We start from the raw sequence: 23,794 nt of genomic DNA on the forward strand, positions 1-23,794 counted from the left end.
GGGCTACCCGACGAACAGGGCGGCGTGCCCGTCGCGGCTGCCCACCAACCGGCCCCGGTCGTCCAGGTCGCTGACCCCGTCGGTGGCCCGCAGGCCACGAGTGGTCAGGTCGACGGTCCGACCCGCCCGCCACAGGAACGGATGCCGCTCCCCCGTGGCGGTGTCGCTGACCCCCAGGACCGTCCCGGCGTCGTTGACCGCGACGGCCTGGCTGCGGTCGCCACCCAGCGTGCCCAGATCCGTCAGCACCCCGCCCCGCCAGGAGAAGGCGTGCTGGCCGGCCCGGCCGACCACCTGGCCCGGATTGCTGATCGCCGTGGCCCCGTCGCCGATCTGGGTGACGACACCGTCGCGCAGCCGGCCGCCCACGCAGGTACAGGGATAGTCGTACGGCGGGACGTTGAAGGTACCCACCACGTCGCCCCGGTTGTTGAACCCGGTGGTCGTCTCGTAGAAGTCCTGCCGGCCGAGGTCGGTGAACACGCCGTCCTGCCAGCTGAACCGGTGCGGGATGTCGGTGGCGGGATTGCTCAACCCGAGCACCTGGCCCCGGTCGTTGACGGCGACCGCGTAGCTGTAGTCACCGCCCAGCGTGCCCAGGTCGATCATCCGGCCGTCACGCCAGAGCACCGCCCGGGCCACCAGGTCGGGACCCGTCGAGGTACCGACCACCTCACCGCGTTCGTTGACGTCCACAGCGGTGGATTCCAGGTGCCCCGGCAACACACCGAGGTCGGTCAGCACGCCGCCCCGCCAGACGAACGCGTGCCGGTCGCCGGCGGCGGTGCGGCTCCAGCCGACGACCGTACCCCGGTCGTTCACGGCGGTGGCGGCGCTGTCTTCGCCGCCCAGCGTGCCGAGGTCGACGGCCCGGTACGGCTGTCCGGCACGCCACGCCACGGCGAGTCCGCCGTCCGCCGGGGTGGCAGGTGCGGCGACCACGGCGGGTGCGGCGGCGGTCGGAGTGGTCACGCCGACGGCAGGCGCGGTCCCGGACGCCACGCCGAGCACCGGTACGGACGTCAGGCTCAGCGCGGTGGCGGACAACACGGTCGACAGGCGCGGCGGAAACCTCACGGGATCCTCCTCCTCCGGCGTCGCCGGTGCCGTCGTCCAGGATGGACGGCGCGCGACCGGACGGTTGCCGTCAGTAGATCCGATCCGGAACCGGGGCCGCCTCGGTCGATCGGTCACCGATCGCCACCATCTGCCCGGACGGTGGTGTGGCGGCCGGCGTTCCGGGACCCGTGCCGCGAGCCGGGCGGTCCACGGCGCCGGCCAGTCGGTACGCCCGACGCAGCGCGGTGTACGCCCAGTAGGCGTCGGTGGCCAGCATCCGGTGCTTGAGCAGCGCCGCACCGCTCGGGGCGGGGTAGCCACCGGCCGGCAGGTACCGGCGGTAGTGCCGGGCCGCCCGGTGGAAGAACTCGGCCCGCCGGTCCGCCGGCAGCCGCTGCTCGTTGCCGGCGATGACCAGATAGTGGTCGATCATCATCCGGAAGACCTGCGCCCGGAACGGCTCGGCCCGCTCCCCCAGCCGGTCCAGCTCGGCGAAGGTGCGCTCGTACTGGTCGAAGACGTCGAAGTGCCGCCCACTGATGGTCCGGGTGATCCCGCCGGAGAGCCGCTGCCGGTAGTGGTAGCAGACCCGGTCCAGCACGCCGACGGTGTCCGCGCCGATCAGCACCGGGTGGCTGAAGACGCAGTCCTCGTACCAGCCCGGGTAGAAGCGCAGCGACCCGTCCCGCAGGTAGTCCCGGCGGACCACCTTGTTCCAGGCGGCGTGCTGCACCCGCAACAGCTCCGGGTTGGCCGACAGCGGGCCGCTGGTGGTGACCCCGCGCAGCACCCGGCTGCTGGGATCGGGCTCGGGCCGGCCGTCCGGGTCGTACACCCGGATGTGGTCGATCAGCAGCACGTCGGGGCGCTGGGCGCGCAGTGCGGCCAGCACCGCGTCGATCGAGCCGGGCGGCAGCACGTCATCGCTGTCGACGAACCAGACGTACTCGCCACGGACCCGGTCCAGGCCGGCGTTACGGGCCCGGCCGAGCCCGACGTTCGTGTCCAGGTGCAGCACCGTCACCCGGGGATCCATGGTCGCGTACCGGTCCAGCAGCGCCGGGCAGCCGTCCGGGGAGGCGTCGTCGACGGCGACCACCGCCAGGTCCGTCTGGGTGCCGGCCAGGACGGAGTCGAGGCAGGCGCCGAGGAACGGCTCGACGGCGTACACCGGGATCACCACCGTGAGCAACGGTTCCCGGCCGGTGGAGGAGCCAACGGTCATCAGGGAACGATCGACTGTCGATATTGTCGGCCCGCCACGTCCGGGCGTGCGGCGGGCTGCCATCGGGTGAACAGCGGGCAACGCGTTCGGCGGCACCGCTCCGGCGTCAGCGCTGCTCGTAGAGGGCTACGGTCCCGTGCTCCAGCGGCCAGACCCGGACCAGCCGGAAGCCGCGGTCCAGCGCCGCGCCGATCCGGATCCCCCGGTCCTCCAGCAGGTCACCGGTACGCCGCTGGCCGAGGTACCAGATCCGGGGCGCGGCGGCCAGACAGGGCGCCGGATCGACGCACTCCCGGGCGCTCAGGCCGGCCACCTCGGCGGCCGAACGGGTCAGCAGCACGTCCCGGGGTGCCGTCCGACGCCGACTCTGGTAGTCGAATCCGGCTCGCAGCGACCAGGTGCCGATCCGGCCGTACACGATGCCGTCACCCGGCCGCTGTCCGGCCAGGATCGTCCGGGCCGCCACCCGGAAGTCGAGCCCCTGGTGGGCGGCCGGGCCGCGCACCTCGGCGTGCGCGGGCAGCGCCAGCGCCACGGTCGCCAGCAGCGCCACCACGGACCGCGCCGACAGGCCGCCACGCAGGGCGGCGGCAGCCCGCAGGCCACGTGGGGCAGCGGCAGCCGGCAGGCCACGCGAGGCGGCGGCAGCCCGCAGATCGGCGGCAGCCGACAGGCCGCCACGCAAGGCGGCGGCAGCCAGCAGGCAGGTCGGGACGAGGGCGCCGATGACGTACCGGGGCACCCACATGGAGGAACCGGGCAGCGACGCCGCGAGCAGCAGCACCGGCGGCAGCGCGGCGAGCGCCGCGAGGTCCCGGACGGTCCGGCGGTCCGGCCAGCGGACCGCCAGGGCGAGCCCGATGATCAGCAGCCCGACGGTCGGGGAGCCGAAGACGGCGCCCGGCGCCGCCAGCACCTCGGCGACGTCCAGCCGCCCGATCCAGCCCAGCTGCTCGTCGCGCTGGCTGAGCCCGAGGGCCACCAGGGGCAGCACCGGAACCACCGCGACCGCCGTGGTGACCAGCCAGCGGGTGGCGACCGGGCTGCGGCCGGGCCGTCCCCGGGACAGCACCGCGACGGCGTGACCGGCCAGCACGAGCAGGCCCATGATGTGCGCCCAGCCGAGCAGGGTCACGGTCAGCCCGTACCAGAGCCAGCGCCGCCACGACGGGCGGCGCAGCGCCTCGGTCAGCAGCAGCGTGGCCAGGGTGGCGAAGAGGAATTCGAAACCGTACGCCCGCGCGTCCTGGGCGTAGCGGGACAGCTGCGGTACCGCCACCAGGAACAGGCCGCCGACCAGCCCGACCGCCGGGTCGAAGAGCCGCCGGCCCAGCTCCCCGGCCAGCCCCACGCCGGCCGCCACGCACAGCAGCGACGGCAGCCGCATCGCCAGCTCCGAATCGCCGGCCAGCGCCGTCCAGAAGTGCGTGAACAGGTAGTACGGCGCGACCACGCCGTCGATGTGCGCGGCCAGGTGGAAGATCTGCGGCACGGTCCGGCGGGCCACCATCCAGGTGGCGTTCTCGTCCCAGCCCAGCGCCGGGTTCCGCAGCCGGTACCGGCCCACCACCAGCATGGCCAGCGCCGGCACCAGCGCGGGGCCGAGCAACCGGATCCACCGTGTCGCGCCGAGCGGGGTCGGCGCGGCGCCGGACGTCGCGGCCGGACGGGCGTCGCGGTCCGGTCCCGGACCGGCCGGCTCGGCCGGGCCGACCGGCTCGTCCAGCGGGGCTGTCACGGTCATCTCGGCACCCGTTCCGGGGCCACCCGGCCCAGCAGCTCGGTGGCCACCCGGCCGGTGCCCGCACCGTCCACCGCCGCCCAGGCCCGGCCGGCCAGCTCGGCCCGCCGCCGCGGATCGGTGAGCAGCGCCCGCAGGGTAGCGGTGGCGTCGACGGCCGTACCGGCCGCGACCGTGGTGCCCGCGACCGCCAGGTCCGACAGTCGGCCCAGACCGGCGGCCAGGCCTCGGCGGACCACCCGGTCGTAGCCGAGCCACTGGTTGTCCACCACCCAGACCAGCGCGGCCGGCAGGCCGAGGCAGAGCAGCTCCCAGACCGAGGTGCCGCTGGCGGCCACCACCAGGTCGGCCTCGGCCATCAGCGCGGCCAGGTCGTCGGTGGGACCGATGACCCGCAGCCGCTGCCCGGGGCCGGGCGTCGCGGCGCGCAGCTCGACCCGGATCGCGTCGGTGGCGCCCACCACGGTGGCGTCGAGGGCCACCCCGGTACCGAGCAGCAGGCGGGTGAGCACCGGCGCCGCGCCGTACACGTCAGTGCCGCCGAAGAAGCACAGCACCCGCGGCACGGCACCGCCGGCGACGGACCGGGGCCGGTCCGGGCGGAGCCGGCGGACCGCCGGGCGCAGCAGGCAGTACCGGGACCCGGCCAGCCGTACCGCGCCCGGGGGCAGGTCCGGGCTGGCGAGTTCGGCGTCCAGGTTCTGGTCCACGTACAGGTCGGCGTGCGCGCCGCGCGGGTCGCCGTCGATGATCGCCAGCACCGGCCGGCCGGTGTCGCGCAGCGCGACCCCGGAGGCCGGGTCCAGGGTGTACGAGTCGAGCACCACGGCGTCCAGCCGCAGCGACCGGGCCGCCGCGACGAGGGCGTCGGGATCCTCCGGCGCCGGATGCCAGGCCACGTCCCGGGTCGCGAGCTGCCGGGCGGCCCAGGGCAACCCGTCGACGTCGGTCAGGAAGTGCGCCGCCACACCCCGGGCGGTCAGCTCGTCGGCGAGCGCCAGGCAGCGCATCAGGTGCCCGACGCCGGTCACCGGGCCGGCGTCGCAACGGATACCGATCCGGATCATGCCTTCGACAGCTCCTTCTGCCGGACGTGCGCGTTGAGCAGCCGCAGGTGCGGACGCTCGGCGAGCCAGCGGGCCAGGGTGGACAGCGGCACCGGGTCGTCGCCGAAGTGCTCGACAACCGCCGTGATCAGCAGCCAGTCATCCTCGGTGTCGAGGGTCAACCGCAGGTCCGACAGGTCCGGTTGGAGGGTCAGGCCGAACACCCGGAAGTCCTGCGGGCGCGAGTAGACGTACGAGGTGACGTGGCTGCGGTGGTGGTCGGTGGCCAGCGTGTCGATGGCGCGCAGCACCTCCGGCCGGACGATCTCCACGTCCAGCCCGCGCGGCAGGGTCCGGGTGATCGAGGTGCTCAGGTAGTCCGCGCCGGGCAGCGCCGCGAAGACCGCCACGACCTGCGCGATCAACGCCGGGTCCAGCAGCGGGCAGTCGGCGGTGAACCGGAGCACGGCGTCGGTGTCCCGGGTGTCGAGCACCCGCAGGAACCGGGTCAGCACGTCGTCCACGGGCCCGCGCTCGCACGGCACCCCCAGGACCGCGCACTCGGCCACCACGGCGTCGTCGACGGGTTCGGTGGTGGTGGCCACGACCAGTTCGTCCAGCACACCGCTGGCCCGGGCGGCCTGGACGACCCGGTCCAGCACGGTCCGCCCGCCGAGCCGGCGGAGCACCTTGCCGGGCAGCCGGGTGGAGCCCATCCGGGCCTGGATGATGCCGAGGGTACGCATGTCCGTCCTGTCTGGAGTGTCACGGTTGGCTGGTCCCGGCGCGGGCCGGTCGCGGTGTGGGCTTTTCGCGGCCCGGGCCGGTCCCGGCGCGGGCCGGTCAGCCGTCGAGGATGCCGCGCAGGGTCTCGACCACCCGGTCCTGGTCGGCCTCGGTCAGGTCGGCGAACAACGGCAGGGAGAGCTGCTCGGCGTAGAACGCCTCGGCCACCGGGCACATCCCGCGCCGGTAACCCAGGTCGGCGAAGGCCGGATGCCAGTACGCCGGCAGGTAGTTGACCTGCACCCCGATGCCCGCCGCGCGCATCCGGTCGTACACCTCGCGGCGCCGGCCGCCGAGGACCCGGACCGGGTACAGGTGCCGGGTCGGTTCGACCCAGGCACGCCGGACCGGCAGCCGCAACCCCGGGGTACCGGCCAGCAACCGGTCGTACCGCTCGACCAGCGCGGCCCGGCGGGCCTGGAACGACCCCAGCCGGGCGAGTTGGGCGCTGCCGAGCGCGCACAGCACATCCGGCAACCGGTAGTTGAGCCCGAACTCGTGCACCTCCTGGTGCCATCCGCCCTCGTCCGGATCGCGCAGCAGGTCCCGATCCCGGACCATGCCCAGGCCGCGGAACCGGGCCGCCCGGCGCAGCAGGGTCGGGTCGGCGGTGGCGACCGCTCCCCCCTCGGCGGTGGTGAGGTTCTTGGTCGGGAAGAACGAGAACGTGGTCAGGTCGGCGAGGGTGCCGACCGGCCGGTCGCGGTACGTCGAGCCGAGCGCGTGCGCGGCGTCGGCGATCAGGGTCACCCCGGCCGCCTCGGTGTGCTTGCGCAGGTCGTCGTACTCGGCGGGGTGGCCGGCGTAGTCCACCGCGGTGACCGCCCGGGTGCGGGAGCCGATCAGCTCCGCCGCCGCCGCCGGGTCGAGGTTCGCGGTCTCGTCCTCCACGTCGGCGAACAGCACCCGGGCGCCCAGCAGCACGGCGGTCGAGGCGGTGGCCACGAACGTCATGGGGGTGGTCACGACCTCGTCGCCGGGCCGGACCCCGGCGGCCGCGTACGCGGTGTGCAGCGCGGCGGTGCCGCTGCTGACCGCCACGCACGGCGCCCCCACCACGGTGGCGAGGTCCCGTTCGAACCGCTCCACCCGGGGACCGGTGGTCAGCCAGTCGCTGCGCAGCGCCGCGACGACCGCCTCGACGTCCGCGTCGTCGATCGACTGCCGGCCGTAGGGCAGCGTCACGGTCGGGCCGCCGCCACGGCGCCCAGCTTCCCCACCGCGCCGGCGCCCGCGTCCCCGGCCAGGATGGCGCGCATCTCGTCCACGGTGAGCCACAGGTCGTTGCTGTCCGAGCGGTAGGTGAACCCGTCGGCCACCGGCTGACCCCCGGGCGGGGTCCGGTAGCCCCAGCTGGCCACCACCGGCTGCACCACGTACCGGTCGGCGAACCGCAGGGTCCGGCGGCTGTCGTCGGCGGAGATCATCTCCTCGTGCAGCTTCTCCCCCGGTCGCATCCCGATCTCGTGGGTGGACGCCTCCGGGGCGACGGCCTCGACCAGGTCGAGGATGCGCATGCTCGGGATCCTCGGCACGTACAGCTCGCCGCCCTGCATCAGCTCGAACGAGTCGACCACGAACCGCACCGCCTGGTCCAGGGTGATCCAGAACCGGGTCATCCGCTTGTCGGTGATCGGCAGGCTCTTGCCGGCGGCGTTGAGCTGCCGGAACAGTGGGACCACCGAACCACGGCTGCCCATCACGTTGCCGTAGCGGACCACCGCGAACCGGGTCGGGTGGTGGGCCGCGTAGTGGTTCCCGGCCACGAACAGCTTGTCGGCGACCAGCTTGGTGGCGCCGTACAGGTTGATCGGGCTGGACGCCTTGTCGGTGGACAGCGCCACCACCCGCCGCACCCCCGACTCGATGGCCGCGTCGATCACGTTCTGCGAGCCCTCGATGTTGGTGTCGACGAACTCCGACGGGTTGTACTCGGCGGTGTCGACCTGCTTCAACGCGGCGGCGTGGACCACGTGGTCGATGCCGTGCATGGCCCGGATCAGCCGCTGCCGGTCCCGGATGTCACCCAGGAAGAACCGCAGTCGCGGGTCGTCGCCGAACTGCTGCCGGACCTCGTACTGCTTGAGCTCGTCCCGGGAGAACACCACGATGCGCTGGGGGTCCAGCTCGGCCAGGGCGTACCGCAGGAAGGCCCTACCGAACGAGCCGGTGGCCCCGGTGACCAGGATGGAAGATCCGGATAGAACGCTCAAGACTGTGCTCCCAGAGTGCGGCTGGCGGTGGCGTCCCGGACGGTGGGTGATCCACCGGCAAACGGGTGATTCGAACGCGACACGGGTCGGAAGCATAACCACGTGACGGCGAAAGAAAAGGCGTCGGGGAACGTTGAAGAAAAGCGCAAGCGGCTATTCATGAGTCGTTCAACTTGGATTTCCGCCCGCGACGGCCCCGGTGCGGGAGGGTGGGTACCCCTGTTCACGTCGAGAGAGCCTCCATGCCTGACCTGCAAAGACTTCGCAATGTCTTCCGATCCTCGCTGGACCTGAGCCCGGACGAGCCGGTGGACGAGCTGAGCTATCCAACCGACCGGTGGGATTCCCTGGCGCACATGTCGTTGGTCGCCACGATCGAGGACGAGTTCTCGGTCATGTTGGATACGGACGACGTCATCAATCTGAGCAGTTTCACCGAGGCCGTACGGATTCTCGACAAATACGGAGTGGAACTTCATGACTGAGCCGCGGGTCGCGCTGGTCACGGGCGCCTCCCGCGGTATCGGTCGGGCCGTCGCGGTCCGGCTGGCCGAGGCCGGGTACGACCTCGTGCTGCACGCGCGCACCACCGGGGCGGTCGAGCCGGTGGCCGCCGAACTGGCCGACAAGTTCGGGGTCCGGACCGCCGTGGGCGGTGGTGACGTCGCCGATCCGGCCACCAGCGACGCCCTGCTGCGGCTGGTCTTCGACCGGTTCCGCCGGCTGGACGCGCTGGTGGTCAACGCCGGCACGCACGCGGCGGGGATGCTGGGGATGACCGACGACGCGGTGCTGCGCCGGCTGTTCGAGGTGAACGCGGTGGGTGCCGCGTACACCCTGCAGAAGGCGGTGCGGCTGCTGGCCCGGGGGGTCGATCCGGCGGCCGTGCTGGTCTCGTCGGTCACCGGCATCGCCGGCGCCGCCGGGCAGGCCGGCTACGCCGCGTCCAAGGCGGCCGTCGACGGGCTGACCCGGTCCGCCGCCAAGGAACTCGGCCCGCGCGGCATCCGGGTCAACGCCGTGGCACCCGGCTTCATCACCACCGACATGCTGGCCACGCTCGACGAGCCGGGCCGGGCCGGGCGGATCGCCAGCACCCCGCTGCGCCGGCTCGGCACGCCCGAGGACGTCGCCGAGGTGGTCGAGTTCCTGCTCAGCCGCCGGGCCGCCTTCGTCACCGGGCAGATCGTGGGCGTCGACGGGGGCATCGTGCCGTGACACTCGTACCGCATCCCCAGGCCCGGCTGGTCGACGCCGAGACCGGGCGGGTGGTGGCCGGCGCCGAACTGCGCCGGCTGATCGACGCGGCGGCCACGGCGTTCACCGTCGACGCCGAACGGCGGCGGGCGGCGGGCGACCCGGCCGGACCGGTGCTGGCGCTGCTGCCGACCGAGGTACCGGCCATCGTGCGGTACCTCGGCGCGTTGGCCGCGGGCCGGCCGATGGCGCTGCTGGACCCGTACCTCGGCCGCGAGCGGCTGCTCGGCTACCTGGACCGGTTCGCGCCGGCGCTGGTCACCGGCATCGACGGGCCACCGCCGGTCGGCTACCGGGCCGACGTGCTGGACGGGCTCGGCCCGGTCTGGTCACGGACCGCCCCGGGCGGCGTCGAACCGGATCCGGAGCTGGCGCTGCTGCTCGGCACCTCCGGCTCCACCGGCAACCCCAAGCTGGTCCGGCTGTCCGCGACCGCGGTCGCCGCCAACGCCTCGGCCATCGCCGCGAGCCTGGACCTCGGTCCCGCCGAGGTCGCGCCCACCACCCTGCCGCTGTTCTACTCGTACGGCCTGAGCGTGCTCAACAGTCACCTGCTGGCCGGCGGCACGGTGCTGCTGGAACGTACCGGCTTCCTCCGGCCGGACTTCTGGACGGCGGTGCGGGACCACCGGGCCACCTCGCTGGCGGCCGTGCCCTACCAGTACGAGATGCTGCGCCGGCTGCGCTTCGACCCGGCCGAGTACCCCGCACTGCGCTCCCTCACCCAGGCCGGCGGCCGGTTGCGGCCCGAGCTGATGGCCGACTTCGCGGCGCGGGCCGCGACGGCCGGCGCCCGGATGTACGTGATGTACGGCCAGACCGAGGCGACCGCCCGGATGACCGTGCTGCCGCCGGACCGGCTCGCCGACCGGCTCGGCTCGGTGGGCCTGCCGGTGCCCGGCGGCGCGGTGTCGATCGAGGACAGCGAGGTCGTCTACCGCGGCCCCAACGTGATGCTGGGGTACGCGGAGAGCGCCGCCGACCTGGCCCGGGGCGACGAGCTGGGCGGGGTGCTGCGCACCGGCGACCTGGGCCGGCTCGACGAGGACGGCCACCTGTTCATCACCGGCCGGCGGTCCCGGATCGGCAAGCTGTTCGGCACCCGGGTGAACCTCGACGACGTGGAGCGACACCTCGCCGACACCGGCCCGGTGGCCGCGGTCGCCGGCGACGACCGCATCCACGTGTTCGTGGAGGGCGCCACCGGGGACCAGACCCGCTCGACCCGTTCCGAACTCGCCCGGTTCCTCGGCAGCCACGTGTCCGGGCTGGACGTCCGCGCCGTCGACGCGCTGCCGCTGCTGCCCACCGGCAAGGTGGACTACCGCGCCCTGGAGGCCCTGCGTTGACCCCCGCGCCACTCCTGGAGGCCCTGCGTTGACCCCCGCGCCACCCCTGGCGGCCGGCCGCGCCACCGCGCCCGCCGGCACGCCGCCGTTCTCGCTCGCCCAACCGGACCGGGCGGACGTCCTGCGGGACGCCCTGGTCGAACTGCTGCACCACCACCGGGACCGGTGCCCGCCGTACGCCCGGATCCTGGCCGCCACCGGCCACCCGCGCGCCGACTACGCCGGGGTGGCCGACCTGCCCTGGCTGCCGGTACGGCTGTTCAAGCACGAGCAGTTGCGCAGCATCGACGCCGACCAGGTGTTCAAGGTGGTGACCTCCTCGGGCACCACCGGTGACATCAGCCGGATCTACCTGGACCGGGAGGCCGCGGCCACCCAGACCCGACAGCTCGGCGCGACCCTGCAGACCGTGCTGGGGCCACACCGGCTGCCGATGATCCTGGTGGACAGCCGGGCCACGGTCCGGGACCGCCGGTCCTTCAGCGCCCGGGGCGCCGGGGTGCTCGGGATGGCCACGTTCGGCCGCGACCACGCCTGGATCCTGGACGCCGACGGCCGGCCCGACGTGGCCGTGTTGCGGGACTTCCTGGCCCGGCACGGCGACGCGCCGTTCCTGATCTTCGGCTTCACCTATCTGGTCTGGCTGCACCTGTACGAGGTGGCCCGGGAGCACCGGCTGGACCTGGGCAACGGCATCCTGATCCACTCCGGCGGCTGGAAACAGCTCGTCGACCGGGCCGTGGACCCGGTCGAGTTCCGGCGCCGGCTGGCCGCGGACACCGGGCTGCGCGACGTGCACAACTTCTACGGCATGGCCGAGCAGATCGGCACCGTCTTCCTGGAGGGCCCGAGTGGCGGCTCACTGTACTGCCCGGACTTCGCCGACGTGATCGTGCGGAATCCGGAGACCTGGGCCGAGCAGCCCGTCGGTACGCCCGGGGTGATCGAGGTGGTCAGCACCCTGCCCCGGTCGTACCCGGGCAACGTGCTGCTCACCGAGGACCTGGGCGTGGTCGACGGGATCGACGACGGGGACTGGCCCGGTAGGCGGTTCCGGGTGCTCGGCCGGCTGCCCCGGGCCCAGGCCCGCGGCTGCAGCGACACCTACCAGGCTGCCTCATGATCGTCCAGCGGTTTCCGGCCGGCCCGGCCGTCGACCTCGACACGCTGCTGGCGCCGACGGGCGACCGGCTGGTCGTCGGCGACGAGCGGATCGTGGACTTCCTGGCCCGGTTCGCCCGCCGGCTGCTCACCCCGGCGGTGGCCCGCCGGCACCCCGAACTCGGGTCGCTCGGCTACTTCCTGCGGCCAGCCGAACTGGCCCGCGCGGTCGCCCGGATGCGGCTGCCGGAGGCGTACGTCTCCCCGCGCGGCAACGTGTTCCACGTGCCGCCGTCCAACGTGGACACCATCTTCGTCTACTCCTGGGCGCTGTCCGCGCTGGCCGGCAACGCCAACATCGTCCGGATCTCGGATCGGGCCGGCGCCGGCGCCGAGACGGTGCTGGCGGCGTTGACCGAGACCCTCGCGGACGCGGACCCGGTGGTGGCCCGTACCCAGCGGATGGTCGGCTACGGGCGCGACGACGCGGTGACGGCCGCGCTGAGCCGCTGGTGTGACCTGCGGGTGATCTGGGGTGGCGACGCGGCCGTCGAGGACATCCGCCGGCACCCGCTGCGGGCGTCGGCCCGCGACCTGACCTTCCCCGACCGGTCGTCCTGGGCCGCCCTGTCGGTGGCCGGCTGGCGGGCCGCCGACGAACCGACCCGGCGGGCCGCCGTGGCCGGGTTCGCCAACGACGCCTACTGGTTCGACCAGGCGGCCTGCGCCTCACCCCGGACGGTCTTCCTGGTCGGCCCGGCGGACGACGCCGAGCGGGTCCGCACCGAGTTCCTGACCGCGCTGGCCGGGGCGGTCGCCGACCGGGGCTGGTCGGTCGACCCGGCCATGGCGGTGGAGAAGCACGTGGCCGCGTACGGGCTGGCCGCTGCCGGCACGGTCAGTTCGGTCAGCTTCACCGGCAACGCCGTGGCCGGGCTGGTGCTCACCGAACCGGCGACCCTGCCCCGGCGCTGGCTGGGCGCCGGTACGTTCCCGTTCGCCACCCTGCCGTCGCTCGCCGACGTGGTGCCGCTGATCACCCGCCGGGACCAGACGTTCACCCACTTCGGCTTCGCCGGGTCGGAACTGGCGGAGTTCGCCGCCGCCCTCGGCGGGCGCGGCGTCGACCGGATCGTGCCGTTCGGCTCGGCGCTCACCTTCGACGCGGTGTGGGACGGCTACGACCTGCCGCGCGAGTTCACCCGACTGACCACCCTGCGGACGTGAAGGCCGGACACGTGAGGATCGGAACCGAATCCGAGGCGACGCCCACCCTGTCGGTGGTCATCCCGATGTTCAACGAGCAGGACGCCATCCCGGCCCTGGTCGACCGGCTGCGGCCGGTGCTGGACGGGCTGGGCGCCGGCTACGAGGTGGTGGCCGTCGACGACGGCAGCCGGGACGCCACCTCGGCCGTGCTGTCCGCGCACCGCCGGGCCTGGCCGCAGCTGCGGATCGTCCGGCTGCGCCGCAACAGCGGGCACCAGGCCGCGCTCACCGCCGGGCTGCACCGGGCCCGTGGCGCGTGGGTGGTCAGCATCGACGCCGACCTGCAGGACCCGCCGGAGACCATCGCCGAGATGCTGCGGGTGGCCCGTACCCAGGGCGTGGACGTGGTGTACGGGGTCCGCTCCGACCGGCGGACCGACACCGTGTTCAAGCGGCACACGGCCGGGGCGTACTACCGGTTGATGCGCCGATTCGTCGGTGCGGAGGTGCCGGCCCAGGCCGGCGACTTCCGGCTGCTCAGCCGGGCGGCGGTGGAGGCGCTGCGGGAGTTGCCCGAGCGGTCGCCGGTATACCGGCTGCTCGTGCCGTCGCTCGGGTTTCCCAGCGCGCAGGTGCGGTACGCGCGGGCCGAACGGGTGGCCGGGGAGACCAAGTACCCGCTGCGCCGGATGGTGGCGCTGGCCTGGGACAGCACGGCGAACTTCTCCGCCGCGCCGCTGCGGCTGGCGACCTGGCTCGGCGCGGCCGCGTTCCTCGGCTGCCTCGCGCTGATTGCGTACGGCGCCGTGGTGTACGCCAACGGCACGGTGATCCCGGGCTGGACGTCGCTGTTCCTCGCCGTGCTGCTGCTCAGCGCGGTGCAGCTGATCTGCCTGGGGCTGCTCGGCGAGTACGTCGGGCGGATCTACGCGGCCCTGCAGAACCGGCCCGCGTACCACGTCGCGGCCGACTCGGTGGACGAGCCGGTGGACGACTCGACGTCCGGCGACGGCGGTCCGGCCGGCCGATCGGGTCCGGGCGACGGCGGTCCGCCGGACGGGCCGGGTGGTGCCGGCCCGGCGGGGACCGGACCGGGTCGCCCGGTCGACGGGTCGGGACGGGTCCCGGCGTCGACCGCCGCCGCCCATGGCTGACTCGATGACCGTCGACACCCTCGCGCCCGCGCCGCCGGTCCGGACAGACCCGCGGGAGGGCGCGACCGGACCGAACCGGCTCGTCGCGGCGCTGCCCTGGCTGCTGGCCGGCGCGGGGTGGGTGGCCGCCTTGGCCGGCACCGGTACGCCGGTGGCGGACATCGGTCGGTACGGCGCCTACTGGCTGGTCGGGCTCGTGCTGCCGGGCACCCTGGTGCACCGGGCGGTCCGCGGCAGCCGGGGCAACCTGCCGGAGGACCTGGGTTACGGCGCCGCCGTCGGGCTGCTGCTGGAACTGGCGGTGTGGGCGCTGGCGTCGGCCACCGGCCATCCGGTGCCGCGCTGGTGGCCCGCTCCGGTACTGGCGCTGTTCGTCGTGGTGCCCGCGCTGCGCCGCTGCTGGCGGATCGCCGAGCCTCGGCCGCTGCCACCACGGCTGACCTGGCCACTGGCCGGTGTGCTGCTGGCGGTCACCGGTGTGGTGGTGCGCGGTTGGGCGAACACCCCGCTGCCGCCCGCCGACGCCGGCTACTACCAGGACCTGCTCTACCACCTCGCGCTGGTACACGAGCTGACCCGGTCGATGCCGTTCGAGGTGCCGCAGGTGGCCGGGGAGGTGCTGCGCTACCACTACCTGTCCGACGCCCACATGGCCACCGCCAGCGTGGTCACCGGGGTGTCCCCGGCCACCGTGCTGCTGCGGTTGTGGCTGGTCCCGGTGGTGGCCGTCGCGGTGCTGACCACGGCGGGGCTGGCCCGGGACCTGACCGGACGGCGGTGGGCCGGGCCGGTCGCCGCGGCGGCCGGGTTCCTCGGGGTCCCGCTGGCGCTGGGTCTGCGGACCGAGGTGGCCGGTGGTGGACCGGTTTCGTACGTGAGCCCGTCGGTGACGTACGCCGTGCCCTTCACCGTGCTGGCGGTGGGACTCGTCGTGGACGTGGTACGGGGTCGCCGGCTGGGTCCGGCCTGGGCGCTGCTGCCCCTGCTGGGCGTGGCCTGCGCCGGCAGCAAGGCGAGCGCGCTGCCGCCGGTGGTGGCCGGTCTGCTGCTGGCCGCGGTGGTGCTGGCGGCCCGGACCCGACGCCCACCGTGGCGGGTGCTCGCCGCCGTGTCGGCGCTCGGCGGGACGACGCTGTTCGGTGCCCGGCTGTTCGCCGGGGGTGGCGCGGGCACCCTCACCCCGCAGGCGTTCAGCGTGCTGCGCTGGCTGGCGCCGTACCGGGAGACGCTCGGGCAGCACGATCCGATCACCTCGGGCGGCTCGCTGCCGCCGGGGTTGGCCGGGGCCGGCGCGGGCGGTTGGCTGCTCGCGGCGGGCGTGGTCGCCTGGTGGGTGCTGGCGCAGGCGGCCCGGCTGCTGGGGCTGACCGGCGTGGCCCGCCCGGGACCGCGCGCGGATCCGGCGTGGTGGCTGCTGGCCGGGACGGTGACGGCCGGCACGGCCGCGTCCTGGCTGCTGTTCCATCCCTCGGCGAGCCAGGTCTACTTCTTCATCGGCGTGGTGCCGTTCGGGGTGCTGCTCACCGTGTGGCTGCTGGTCGACCTGCCCCGGCGGCCGGCGACCCTGGTGGCCGGGGTCGTCGCCGGGGTGACCGTGGGTTGGCTGCTGCCGCCAGTCGCCGCGCCGGACGGTGGTCGGGCCGCCTGGGCCGGGATCCTCGGCTGGGTCACGCTGCGCGCGGTGCTGGTCGGCACGGTGGCCGCGCTGATCGCCGTGGCGGCGTACCGGCGGTTCGGCCCGGCGGTGTCGCGCCGGCTGGCCCCGGCGCTCGGGACCGGGCGCGGGCCGGAGAAGCCGGCGCCGCCGGTCGCGGCGGACGGACCGGGTCCGGTGCTGGTGCCGGACGGACCGGGTCCGGCGGTCGCGGCGGGCGGGCCTGGCCCGGGCGGACCACGTCGGTGGCGGACCGGGCTGCCGGCGGCCGTGCTGGCGGTGATCCTGGCGGCCAGCACGGCCGCCGGAGTCCGGCCGTTGTTCCCGCTGCTGGTCGGCGGCGTGCCGGCCAAGGGCGCGCAGCGGGTGACCGTGACCGCCGCCGAGATGCGGGCCGCGCTGTGGTTGGACCGGCACGCCGGCGCCGACGACGTGGTGGCCACCAACGTCCACTGCCAGCCGGTGGTCACGGTGCCCGCCTGCGACGCCCGGGCGTTCTGGGTGACCGGGCTCGGCGGCCGGCGTGCCCTGGTGGAGAGCTGGGGCTACACCGATGCCGCCGTGGCCGCGCACGGTCGCGACGGGCGGCCGTACCCCCGCCAGGCGCCACCGGCGGTGTACACCCGCAACCAGCTGGCCTTCACCGCTCCGACGGCCGCCGACCTGGCCCGGTTGCGCACCGGGTACGGCGTCCGCTGGCTGTTCGCCGACACCCGGGCCGGGTACGTCTCACCCGAGCTGGCCCGGCTGGCCGAGCCGGCCTACGTCGCCGGGCCGGTCACCGTCTACCGGCTGCGCTGAGACCGCCGAACCGAGCAGCCGGACCGGTTGCTCGGCTGCGGTTCGGCTCCAGCGCAGGCCCTCGGCGTCGGTGAAGGTCACGGTCGGCACGACGTCGGTGCCGCCGGCCAGCAGCGCCGTGGAACCCACGCTCGCCACCGTCGACTCGCCGGGGGGCAGCCGGCGGATCCGGACCGGATTCCGGACCGCCGCGCCGGCGAAGCCCGGGACGATGTCGAAGATCGGACCGTCGCTGTCGTTGGCGACCTCGAGTTCCAGGCTCAGCCCGCTGGCCTGGTGTACCGCGATCGACACGCGACGCGCGTACCGCGCCTCGCGGTCCCGGCGTTCGTCGTCCCGACGCGCCTCGTCGGTCCTGCGGGCCCGGATCTCTCTGATCAGGGCGACCGCGAGGAAGACCAGGCTCAGCGCGGAGCCGACGCCACCCAGCCAGTCCGGCACCGTGCCCCAGGCGATCTTCGGCCCCCGGCTCGGTGCCGCCGGCAGGCAGTCCGCCACCGCCAGGATCTGCGCCAGCCCGGTCATCCACACACCCCCGTCAGTTCCGCCCAGGATGTGATGTCTCGGGCCACCCGCAGCACCCCGACCTGCCGGTCCCGGGCGGTCCCGTCGAGCAGATCGGCCGTGATCCGGTGACACGCCGGCAACCGCCCCGGCTCCGGGCGGACCGGCAACCGTCCCGGGCCGGCGTCCAGCGCCGGCAACCGCCCCGGTTCGGCGTCCAAAGCCGGCGACCGTCCCGGGCCGGCGTCCAGGGCCGAGGTGAGCAGGAACGGCAGCGCGGTTCCCGGCCGGGCGACCACCACCGTCGGCACCTGGGCGGCCAGCGCCACGCCCGCCTCGATCCACACGCTCGACACCCCGGTCGCCTCGTCGGCGAGGATCACCAGGACGGTGCTCGTGGCGACCTGCTCCACGTTGCTCTCGACCAACCGCCGCCCGTGGCCGGCGCGGAGCCGGGCGGTCGCGACGGTGCCGTCGACAATGGTCTCGGGACGGATCGTCCAGCCCAGACCGCGCAGTTCCCGGCGGAGTTCCCGGACGGCGTCGGCGACGACACCGGCCCGACCGGTCCCGGTGACCGGGTGGGCGAGGAACGCGGTGCGGCTCATCCGGCGGTCCCCGTGACGAGCAACGTCCGCTCCGCCGGGACCGGTCGGCGGGCCGCCGCCGCGAGCGCGGTGTCGATGGCCAACGCGACCGCACCGCGCAGAAAAGCGGGCCGGGGAACCAGTTGCAGCGACGGGAACCCCCGGGAGAGGGTGCTACGCAGGTGCGCCCACCGCCCACCCGGCGGCGTGACCGCCACGGTGCGGACGGTCAGGTCGCCGAAGCCGGCGTCGCGGAGCCAGCCGACCACCTGGTCCCGGGCCGGCATGACCCGGCGTTCCCTGGCCAGCGCCACCGGGAAGTGGCGCAGGAAGTCGAAGCTCGCGATGGTCTCCTGGACACCGGTCCGTACGCACAGCACACCCCCGGGACGGAGGATCCGCCGGATCTCCCGGCAGACCGCGCCCGGATCCGGGCTGTAGTGCAGGACCATCGAGCACAGGCAGGCGTCGAACGATCCGGTCCGGAACGGCAACGCCGCCATGTCCGCGCAGACCGGGACGGCCGGGTTCGCCGGGTCGAGCTGCCGGAGCATCCCGGTGGACCGGTCGGCGGCGACGATCCGCCGCGCCCGCCAGGCCGCGGCCACGACGGGTCCGAAACGGCCGGTCCCCGCCCCCAGGTCCAGGACGGTCGGCCGGACCCGGTCCGCTCCGGCGTGCCCCAGGGCCGTGGTCCAGGCCCGGTGCGCCTCGACGCTCAGCGCGCGGGCCCGGGCGAACCGGCGCGGGTAGCCGGCCTCGTCGTAGTCAGTCACCCGGACCCCAGCCGGCCGGCCAGCCCGCCGCGCCGACCGCCTCGGCGGCGGCGTGCCGCTCCAGCAGGCGCCGGACACCCCGGGCGGTGGGTGCGGCGCAGGTGACCCGGGAGGTGGCGATCACGTCGTCGGTCAGCAGCGGGGCGCCGGCGTACGGCAACTCCGCCGCGAAGCGGACGGCCGGCGGCCGGTGGGGGGCCGACCGGAGCACCCCCGGCCGGAACACGGGCAGTCGGGTGGCCATGGCGGCGATCCGCAACGTCCCGGAGACGCGCGGGTTGACCTCGATGAGGTGGCAGACACCGTCGGCGACGATGAACTCGAGTTCGGCGAAGCCCCAGACGTCGAGCAGCTCGGCCACCCGGGTCGCCAGGTCGACGAGCGGCGCCACCCAGCCCTGCTCGGCGGCGGGCGGCGGGCACACCCGCAGGCGCCGCCACGGCGGGAGCAGGTCGCGTCGGGTCGCGCCCTTCCACACGGGTGGGAACGCCAACGTACGGCCGTCCCGCCGGTGCAGCACCACCGAATACTCGACGCCGTCGACGTACTCCTCCCAGTACCGGTCATCCGGGCGGCCGGTGGCGTCGGCCGCCCATCCGAGACCCTGGCTCTGCGTCCCGCCGCGCCGCTTCGCCAGCGCCGAGGCGGCGACCGGGGCGGGCGGATCGCCGTTTCCCCAGCGGGGGGTGGGGAGCCCGGCGTCGTCGAGGAGGCGCTTGAACAGCACCTTGTCCGTCGCCGCCGCGATGGCCGGCGCGGACTGGCAACCCACGGCGGCTCCGGCGGCGCGCAGCCGATCCGCGAGGACCGCGTCGCGCCGCAACGACTCGTGACTGGACAGGATCTCGATGACCGCGCCGTCGGCCGCCGCGAGGAGGTCCCCGACGGCGATGGCCGGGCGGTGCGGATCCGCGCCCAGGTAGACCACCGGGTCGGCCGGATCCGCGAAGACCGGGTACCACCCGCGCAGGCTCTCCACCGACAGCGCGGTCAGGCGCCGCCCGGTCATGCCCGGCCCAGCAGCGCGGACCAGTCGACCCGGTCGACGGCGTCGGCGAGTTCCGCCGCGTACGACGTGGCGGGAACTCTGGGCCGGTGCTCACCTCCGCCACAACCCGGCTCCGGCTGCGCCCCGGCGGGAGCTGCGGGCCGGTGCTCACCTCCGCCACAACCCGGCTCCGGCTGCGCCCCGGCGGGAGGGCCGTGCAGTCGGGTGGCCGGAAAGCTGATCAGCCTGTCGTGCAGCCCGGTGCTGTTGGGCAGCAGATCGTCCCCCGGCGCCCGGCCGGCGGTCTCGGCGAGCCGCCGCCACAGCTGTCCGCTCCGGTCGGCCGGGTTGGCGGCGATGGTCCGCAGCAACCGGTTCAGCGGGCGGGTGGCCGGCACCCGGGCCGGCACCCCGGCACCGCACAGCGCCGCCACCACCCGGTCCCGCAGCGCGGTCGGGGCGCCGGCCGGCAGCTCGTACACCAGGTCGAAGTGGGTGCGGTTGACCCGTCCGGGCGGCGCGGGAAGAGGTCGTAGCCGACCGGCCAGCGCCGCGTCGAGCACCGCCACGTTGGCCAGCTTGTCGGCCACGATCTCGTCCAACCGGGTCAGGTGGTCCAGGGCGAGCACCGCCGCGAGCGGACTCATCCGCAGGTTCCCGCCGAGCCCGAACTCCGCCTGCGCCCGCAGGGTCGCCGTGCTGACCTCCACCCGGGCCCTCGGCTTGAAGTGCCCGACGAGCAGGGCGCTGTCCCGGGCCGCGACGTCATCGGTGAGCAGGACGCCGCCGTGACCGCCGGAGACCATCTTCTGGGCGCCGAGACTGTGTACGGCGACGTCGCCGAAGACCCCGACCGGCCGCCCGTCGATGGTGGAGGCGTGCGCGTGTGAGCAGTCGGCCACCACCGCCAGGCCGTGTCGCCGGGCGACCCGGAGAATTCCCGGCATGTCGGCGGGCGCGCCGAAGACGTGGGTGACCGCGACGGCTCTGGTCCGATCCGTGACGGCCCGTTCGATCGTCTCCGGGGTGAGCCCCGGCTCCCGTTCGCCGGAGTCGCAGAGCACCGGTGTGACGCCGAGCCACAGCAGTGGGGACACGGTCGCCAGGAAGGTCAGGTTCGGCACCAGCACCTCGTCGCCGGCCGCCAGGCCGAGCGCGGCGTAGGCGGCGAACAACGCGCTCGTACCGGAGTTGAAGGTGAGGGCGAGCCGACCCTCGTGCCGGGCCGAGAACTCCCGCTCCAGGTCGAGCACCGGCCCCCCGCCGCGATAGTCGAAGACCCCCGTGCCGGCGTCCACCAGCGCGGCCACCCGCCGGGCGGCCTCCGCCGAATAGCTCGGCCACTCGCGCGGCGGCTGCCGCTCGGACGGCGGCCCCGACTTTTCCGGCGGCGGCACCGGCTGTCCGGACGGTGGCGTGGACGCGGCGGTCACAGGTCCTTGTACTCCAGCACCTGCGGCAGCAGCAGGACCGCGGTGACCTGGTCGGCCGGAACGCCGTGCCGGATGGTGTCGACCTCGGACCACGCGACCGGGGTGCCTCGACGCACACCCCGCAGGTTGTGCTCGATCGCCTCGGCCAGCCGATCGTGCAGCTCGCCCAGTCCGCCGAGCGGCCGCAGGACCCCCGCCGCGAAGTCCAGCGCGGTCCGCGCCTCGGTGGTCCGGCCCAGGGTGGCCAGCATGACCGCGTCGATCGTGGCGCTCTCCGCCTGCTCGTACGCGAAGATCGGCGCCTTGGTTGAGGTGATCTCGTGCAGCGCCCGAGCCTCGGCGATCAGCCCGCGGGAACCCGTCACGTCGCCGGTGGCGAGCGCGGCGGGCGCGGTGTTGGCCAGCGCCCGGGCGATGTACGGCAGGAACCGGTCCCGGTTGTCGAACGCCTGGGCCCGCCGGATCCGGACCGCCTCGGCTCCGTACCCGATCGCCGTCCCGTACTCCCGGCGGGCGACGTGCACGCAGGCGAGGTTGTTGAGCGAGGCCGCCAGCCCCGCCTCGGCGAACTTCGAAGCGTGGGTGCCGGCCGCCCGGAACCCCTGCACGGCACTGCTCGCGTGGATCAGCGCGGCGTCCAGCATGCCCGCCTCGAGCAGCCGGAACGCGAGGTTGTTCTCGGCCGCCGCGGCGGCCACACCGTCGGCGCCGAACCGGGCGAACCAGTCGACGGACAGCCGGGCCGGTTCCAGCGCGGCGTCGACCTGGCCGAGCTCCCACAACCGGTTCGACAGGTCGCTACGCGCCCGGGCCAGCGCCCCCGGGTCGTCGCCGGCCGGGTTGTCGCCGGCGGCTTCGAGATCACGGATCGCCGATCCGGCGGCGGTTGCCGCCGCCGCGCCCCAACCCGCGTCGCTGAACCGGTTGGAGGCCTCGATCAGGAACTTGGCGTCGGCCGGGGAGCGCCGGCCCTCCGGTGGCAGGCCGCCGATCGCCACCTTGGCCAGTTCGGCGGCGAACCCGGCGAGCGCGACGGTCTCGTCGGGCACCAGCGCCAGCATGGCCCGCGCCTCGGCGGGTTCCCGGGCGTGGGCCGCCAGGACGTGTCGGAGCTGGTCGACGAGGATCGACGGGTCGGGCACCTGCGTGCTCACCTCGATCGCCGCGGCCAGCGTTTCGAGGCGTGCCTCCGCGATGATCTGGCGTAGGTGCGGGACGACGGCGGGGTGGCCGACCGCCGCGCGGGCCAGGACGATCAGTGCCCGACGCAGCCCGGCCGGACCGACCGCCGGGGCGTGCCACAGGGTGTTCCCACCGATCAGCGACGGGTCGTCGACGACGACCTGGGCGACCAGTTTCTCGGCCAGCGAGTCCGGCTTCACCCCCTCGACGTACAGGTCCGCGCCCGGGTAGAGCCGCCGGCACAGCCGAGCCAGCTTCCGCAGTTCGCCAGCTCCGAGGTCGCCGTCGACCGTCCGCAGCAGGTCCATCGTGGAGCGTTCGCTGTCGGCGCCGAACAGGGTCAGCACCGTGACGTACCGGTCCAGGTCGACACCGTCGAGGTGGCCCAGGCCGCCGTCCGCCGCGGCGGCCCGCAGGTACCGGCGCTCGTGGGCCAGCAGCGGGGAGGTGTCCCGCTGGCCGTCCGGCGGCTGACCCGCGCCGGACATCACGTCGGCGAGCGCGGCCTCGATGATGTCGTACACCGACCGCTGCCGGTGGTACGCCGCGTCGGCGAGGTCGTCGACCGGCAGGCCGAGTGCGGTCTGGAAGCCGGATCGGGCCGCCCGGTAGATCGCCAGCGTCCGGTCCCGGTCGTCGGTCAGCGCACTCAACCCGAGGGTACGGCTCGTCGACAGCAGTTCCTCGACGACCGCGCTCCGGCTGGTCAGCCGGGTCCACCACTCGCCCGCGCCGCGCGCCAGCAGGAGCAGCCGGACCGTCGCGAACAACTCCGCGTCGGCCACCGCCTCGACCAGCCCGGCCAACTCGTCGACCCGCGTCTCCGCGTAGTCGACGACCAGCAGGCTCGGGTTGTCGCCGAGCCGCCGCACCACGTCGACGGCGGACGACCCGCGACCCACGTCGATGACCTGCCAGCCGCCGGCGGCGAGGCGGTTACCGAGTTCGGTGGCCAGCTTGGACTTGCCCTGCCCGGCCGCGCCGGTGATCAGGCGGACGTCGAACAGGTCGTCCCGCGACGCCCACGCGTCCAGCCGGGCCAGTTCCTCGTCGCGCCCGATCAGCGGCAGCGCGCGGCTCTGGGCCCGCAGCAGGGCGCTCGGGGCGACGTCGAGCCCGCGCCCGGCGCGGATGCTGGCGGTCACGTCGAGGGTGATCCGGCCCGCGCCGCTGCGCAGTCGCCGCCCGGCCGGACGAGCGGCCGGGACACCGCGACCGGTTCCCTGGGCGACGAGCCGGTCGATCAGGTCGACGGCCTCGTCGGGGCCCTGGTACGGGATCACCTCGACGGCGCTGAGCCGGTAGGTCCACTCGGCGGGCAGGTCCGCCGGATAGTTCGTGCCCGGCAGGGCGAGCGGGACCACCCGGCGGCGCTCCTCGACCGCCAGGCCCAGCTCGCGCAGGACCGGTCCGCCGGCGACGGCCTCGGCCGACAGCAGGAACACCGCCAGGTCACAGCCGGCGACCGCCCTGGCCGTCTCGACCGAGGGACCGGACCCGGCGGCCGCCTCCCGGTCCGCCGCGAAACCCTCGATGCCCCGGGCGCCCAGAGCCTCCGCGAGCTTGGTGGCGAGCGCCTCGTCCGAACAGGACGAGCTGATGAAGACGGTGGGCCGGGACCTGGTACGAGGGTCACCTGAGGTCACGCGGCTCACGTTAGCAATGACCTGCCGTGATCAACCAGTGGCTGAACGACAGGCCGCCGGAGGCGTTCGGGCACCGGATCGAC

The 23,794-nt window shown here is 74.7% G+C and carries 20 protein-coding genes; 7 read left to right on the forward strand and 13 right to left on the reverse strand.

Annotation, left to right across the window (positions count from 1 at the left end; genetic code table 11):
* Positions 1-3 precede the first annotated feature (3 nt).
* The 7 genes from ACXN5W_RS14070 to pseB form a co-directional block, all read right to left on the reverse strand.
* Entirely contained in the window at positions 4-1,077 is a 1,074-nt protein-coding gene (locus ACXN5W_RS14070) for a hypothetical protein (RefSeq protein ID WP_473158702.1), read from the reverse strand.
* Positions 1,078-1,147: 70 nt separating this feature from the next.
* The gene (locus ACXN5W_RS14075; RefSeq protein WP_473158703.1) at positions 1,148-2,284 is read right to left on the reverse strand and encodes a glycosyltransferase family 2 protein; all 1,137 of its coding nucleotides are present in this window, start codon (positions 2,282-2,284) and stop codon (positions 1,148-1,150) included.
* 106 nt (positions 2,285-2,390) lie between these two features.
* The gene (locus ACXN5W_RS14080) at positions 2,391-4,028 is read right to left on the reverse strand and encodes a glycosyltransferase family 39 protein (RefSeq protein ID WP_473158704.1); all 1,638 of its coding nucleotides are present in this window, start codon (positions 4,026-4,028) and stop codon (positions 2,391-2,393) included.
* Positions 4,025-5,092 (reverse strand): PseG/SpsG family protein, encoded by a 1,068-nt coding sequence (locus ACXN5W_RS14085; protein WP_473158705.1) that lies wholly within the window; start codon positions 5,090-5,092, stop codon positions 4,025-4,027. The genes ACXN5W_RS14080 and ACXN5W_RS14085 overlap by 4 nt, the downstream gene beginning before the upstream one ends.
* Positions 5,089-5,817 (reverse strand): cytidylyltransferase domain-containing protein, encoded by a 729-nt coding sequence (locus tag ACXN5W_RS14090; protein WP_473158706.1) that lies wholly within the window; start codon positions 5,815-5,817, stop codon positions 5,089-5,091. The genes ACXN5W_RS14085 and ACXN5W_RS14090 overlap by 4 nt, the downstream gene beginning before the upstream one ends.
* A gap of 97 nt (positions 5,818-5,914) precedes the next feature.
* Complete coding sequence (locus ACXN5W_RS14095) at positions 5,915-7,042, reverse strand: DegT/DnrJ/EryC1/StrS family aminotransferase (protein ID WP_473158707.1); 1,128 nt, start codon at positions 7,040-7,042, stop codon at positions 5,915-5,917.
* Positions 7,039-8,070, reverse strand: coding sequence for a UDP-N-acetylglucosamine 4,6-dehydratase (inverting) (gene pseB / locus ACXN5W_RS14100; RefSeq protein ID WP_473158708.1), 1,032 nt, complete (start codon positions 8,068-8,070; stop codon positions 7,039-7,041). Before pseB ends, ACXN5W_RS14095 begins: the two co-directional genes overlap by 4 nt.
* Positions 8,071-8,312: 242 nt before the next feature.
* On the opposite strand from pseB, the gene ACXN5W_RS14105 reads away from it, so the two are divergent.
* The 7 genes from ACXN5W_RS14105 to ACXN5W_RS14135 are packed head-to-tail and all read left to right on the forward strand — an operon-like array spanning position 8,313 to position 16,595.
* A complete protein-coding gene (locus tag ACXN5W_RS14105) occupies positions 8,313-8,555 on the forward strand; it encodes an acyl carrier protein (RefSeq protein WP_473158709.1) in 243 nt (80 codons plus the stop codon).
* A complete protein-coding gene (locus ACXN5W_RS14110; RefSeq protein ID WP_473158710.1) occupies positions 8,548-9,288 on the forward strand; it encodes an SDR family NAD(P)-dependent oxidoreductase in 741 nt (246 codons plus the stop codon). The genes ACXN5W_RS14105 and ACXN5W_RS14110 overlap by 8 nt, the downstream gene beginning before the upstream one ends.
* Positions 9,285-10,676: an AMP-binding protein gene (locus ACXN5W_RS14115; protein WP_473158711.1), complete on the forward strand. Its 1,392-nt coding sequence runs from the start codon at positions 9,285-9,287 to the stop codon at positions 10,674-10,676. Before ACXN5W_RS14110 ends, ACXN5W_RS14115 begins: the two co-directional genes overlap by 4 nt.
* 28 nt (positions 10,677-10,704) lie before the next feature.
* Positions 10,705-11,799, forward strand: coding sequence for a LuxE/PaaK family acyltransferase (locus ACXN5W_RS14120; protein ID WP_473158712.1), 1,095 nt, complete (start codon positions 10,705-10,707; stop codon positions 11,797-11,799).
* Entirely contained in the window at positions 11,796-13,004 is a 1,209-nt protein-coding gene (locus ACXN5W_RS14125; RefSeq protein ID WP_473158713.1) for an acyl-CoA reductase, read from the forward strand. Before ACXN5W_RS14120 ends, ACXN5W_RS14125 begins: the two co-directional genes overlap by 4 nt.
* A gap of 11 nt (positions 13,005-13,015) precedes the next feature.
* The gene (locus ACXN5W_RS14130) at positions 13,016-14,140 is read left to right on the forward strand and encodes a glycosyltransferase family 2 protein (RefSeq protein ID WP_473158714.1); all 1,125 of its coding nucleotides are present in this window, start codon (positions 13,016-13,018) and stop codon (positions 14,138-14,140) included.
* A 4-nt stretch (positions 14,141-14,144) separates the two neighbouring features.
* A complete protein-coding gene (locus tag ACXN5W_RS14135; RefSeq protein WP_473158715.1) occupies positions 14,145-16,595 on the forward strand; it encodes a hypothetical protein in 2,451 nt (816 codons plus the stop codon).
* Here the strand turns inward: ACXN5W_RS14135 and ACXN5W_RS14140 are convergent.
* Genes ACXN5W_RS14140 through ACXN5W_RS14165 form a run of 6 tightly spaced genes read right to left on the reverse strand, consistent with a single transcriptional unit; the run spans position 16,524 to position 23,711 of the window.
* Positions 16,524-17,120, reverse strand: a complete 597-nt coding sequence (locus tag ACXN5W_RS14140; protein ID WP_473158716.1) for a hypothetical protein — start codon at positions 17,118-17,120, stop codon at positions 16,524-16,526. The genes ACXN5W_RS14135 and ACXN5W_RS14140 overlap by 72 nt on opposite strands.
* On the reverse strand, positions 17,117-17,707 hold the full coding sequence (locus tag ACXN5W_RS14145; protein ID WP_473158717.1) for a hypothetical protein: 591 nt from the start codon (positions 17,705-17,707) through the stop codon (positions 17,117-17,119). Before ACXN5W_RS14145 ends, ACXN5W_RS14140 begins: the two co-directional genes overlap by 4 nt.
* Complete coding sequence (locus ACXN5W_RS14150) at positions 17,704-18,462, reverse strand: class I SAM-dependent methyltransferase (RefSeq protein WP_473158718.1); 759 nt, start codon at positions 18,460-18,462, stop codon at positions 17,704-17,706. Before ACXN5W_RS14150 ends, ACXN5W_RS14145 begins: the two co-directional genes overlap by 4 nt.
* Entirely contained in the window at positions 18,455-19,471 is a 1,017-nt protein-coding gene (locus ACXN5W_RS14155; RefSeq protein WP_473158719.1) for an ATP-grasp domain-containing protein, read from the reverse strand. The genes ACXN5W_RS14150 and ACXN5W_RS14155 overlap by 8 nt, the downstream gene beginning before the upstream one ends.
* Positions 19,468-20,883 (reverse strand): DegT/DnrJ/EryC1/StrS family aminotransferase, encoded by a 1,416-nt coding sequence (locus ACXN5W_RS14160; RefSeq protein WP_473158720.1) that lies wholly within the window; start codon positions 20,881-20,883, stop codon positions 19,468-19,470. Before ACXN5W_RS14160 ends, ACXN5W_RS14155 begins: the two co-directional genes overlap by 4 nt.
* Positions 20,880-23,711, reverse strand: a complete 2,832-nt coding sequence (locus ACXN5W_RS14165) for a TIR domain-containing protein (RefSeq protein WP_473158721.1) — start codon at positions 23,709-23,711, stop codon at positions 20,880-20,882. The genes ACXN5W_RS14160 and ACXN5W_RS14165 overlap by 4 nt, the downstream gene beginning before the upstream one ends.
* Positions 23,712-23,794: the final 83 nt, after the last annotated feature.

The organism is Plantactinospora sp. A48, from assembly GCF_055793945.1.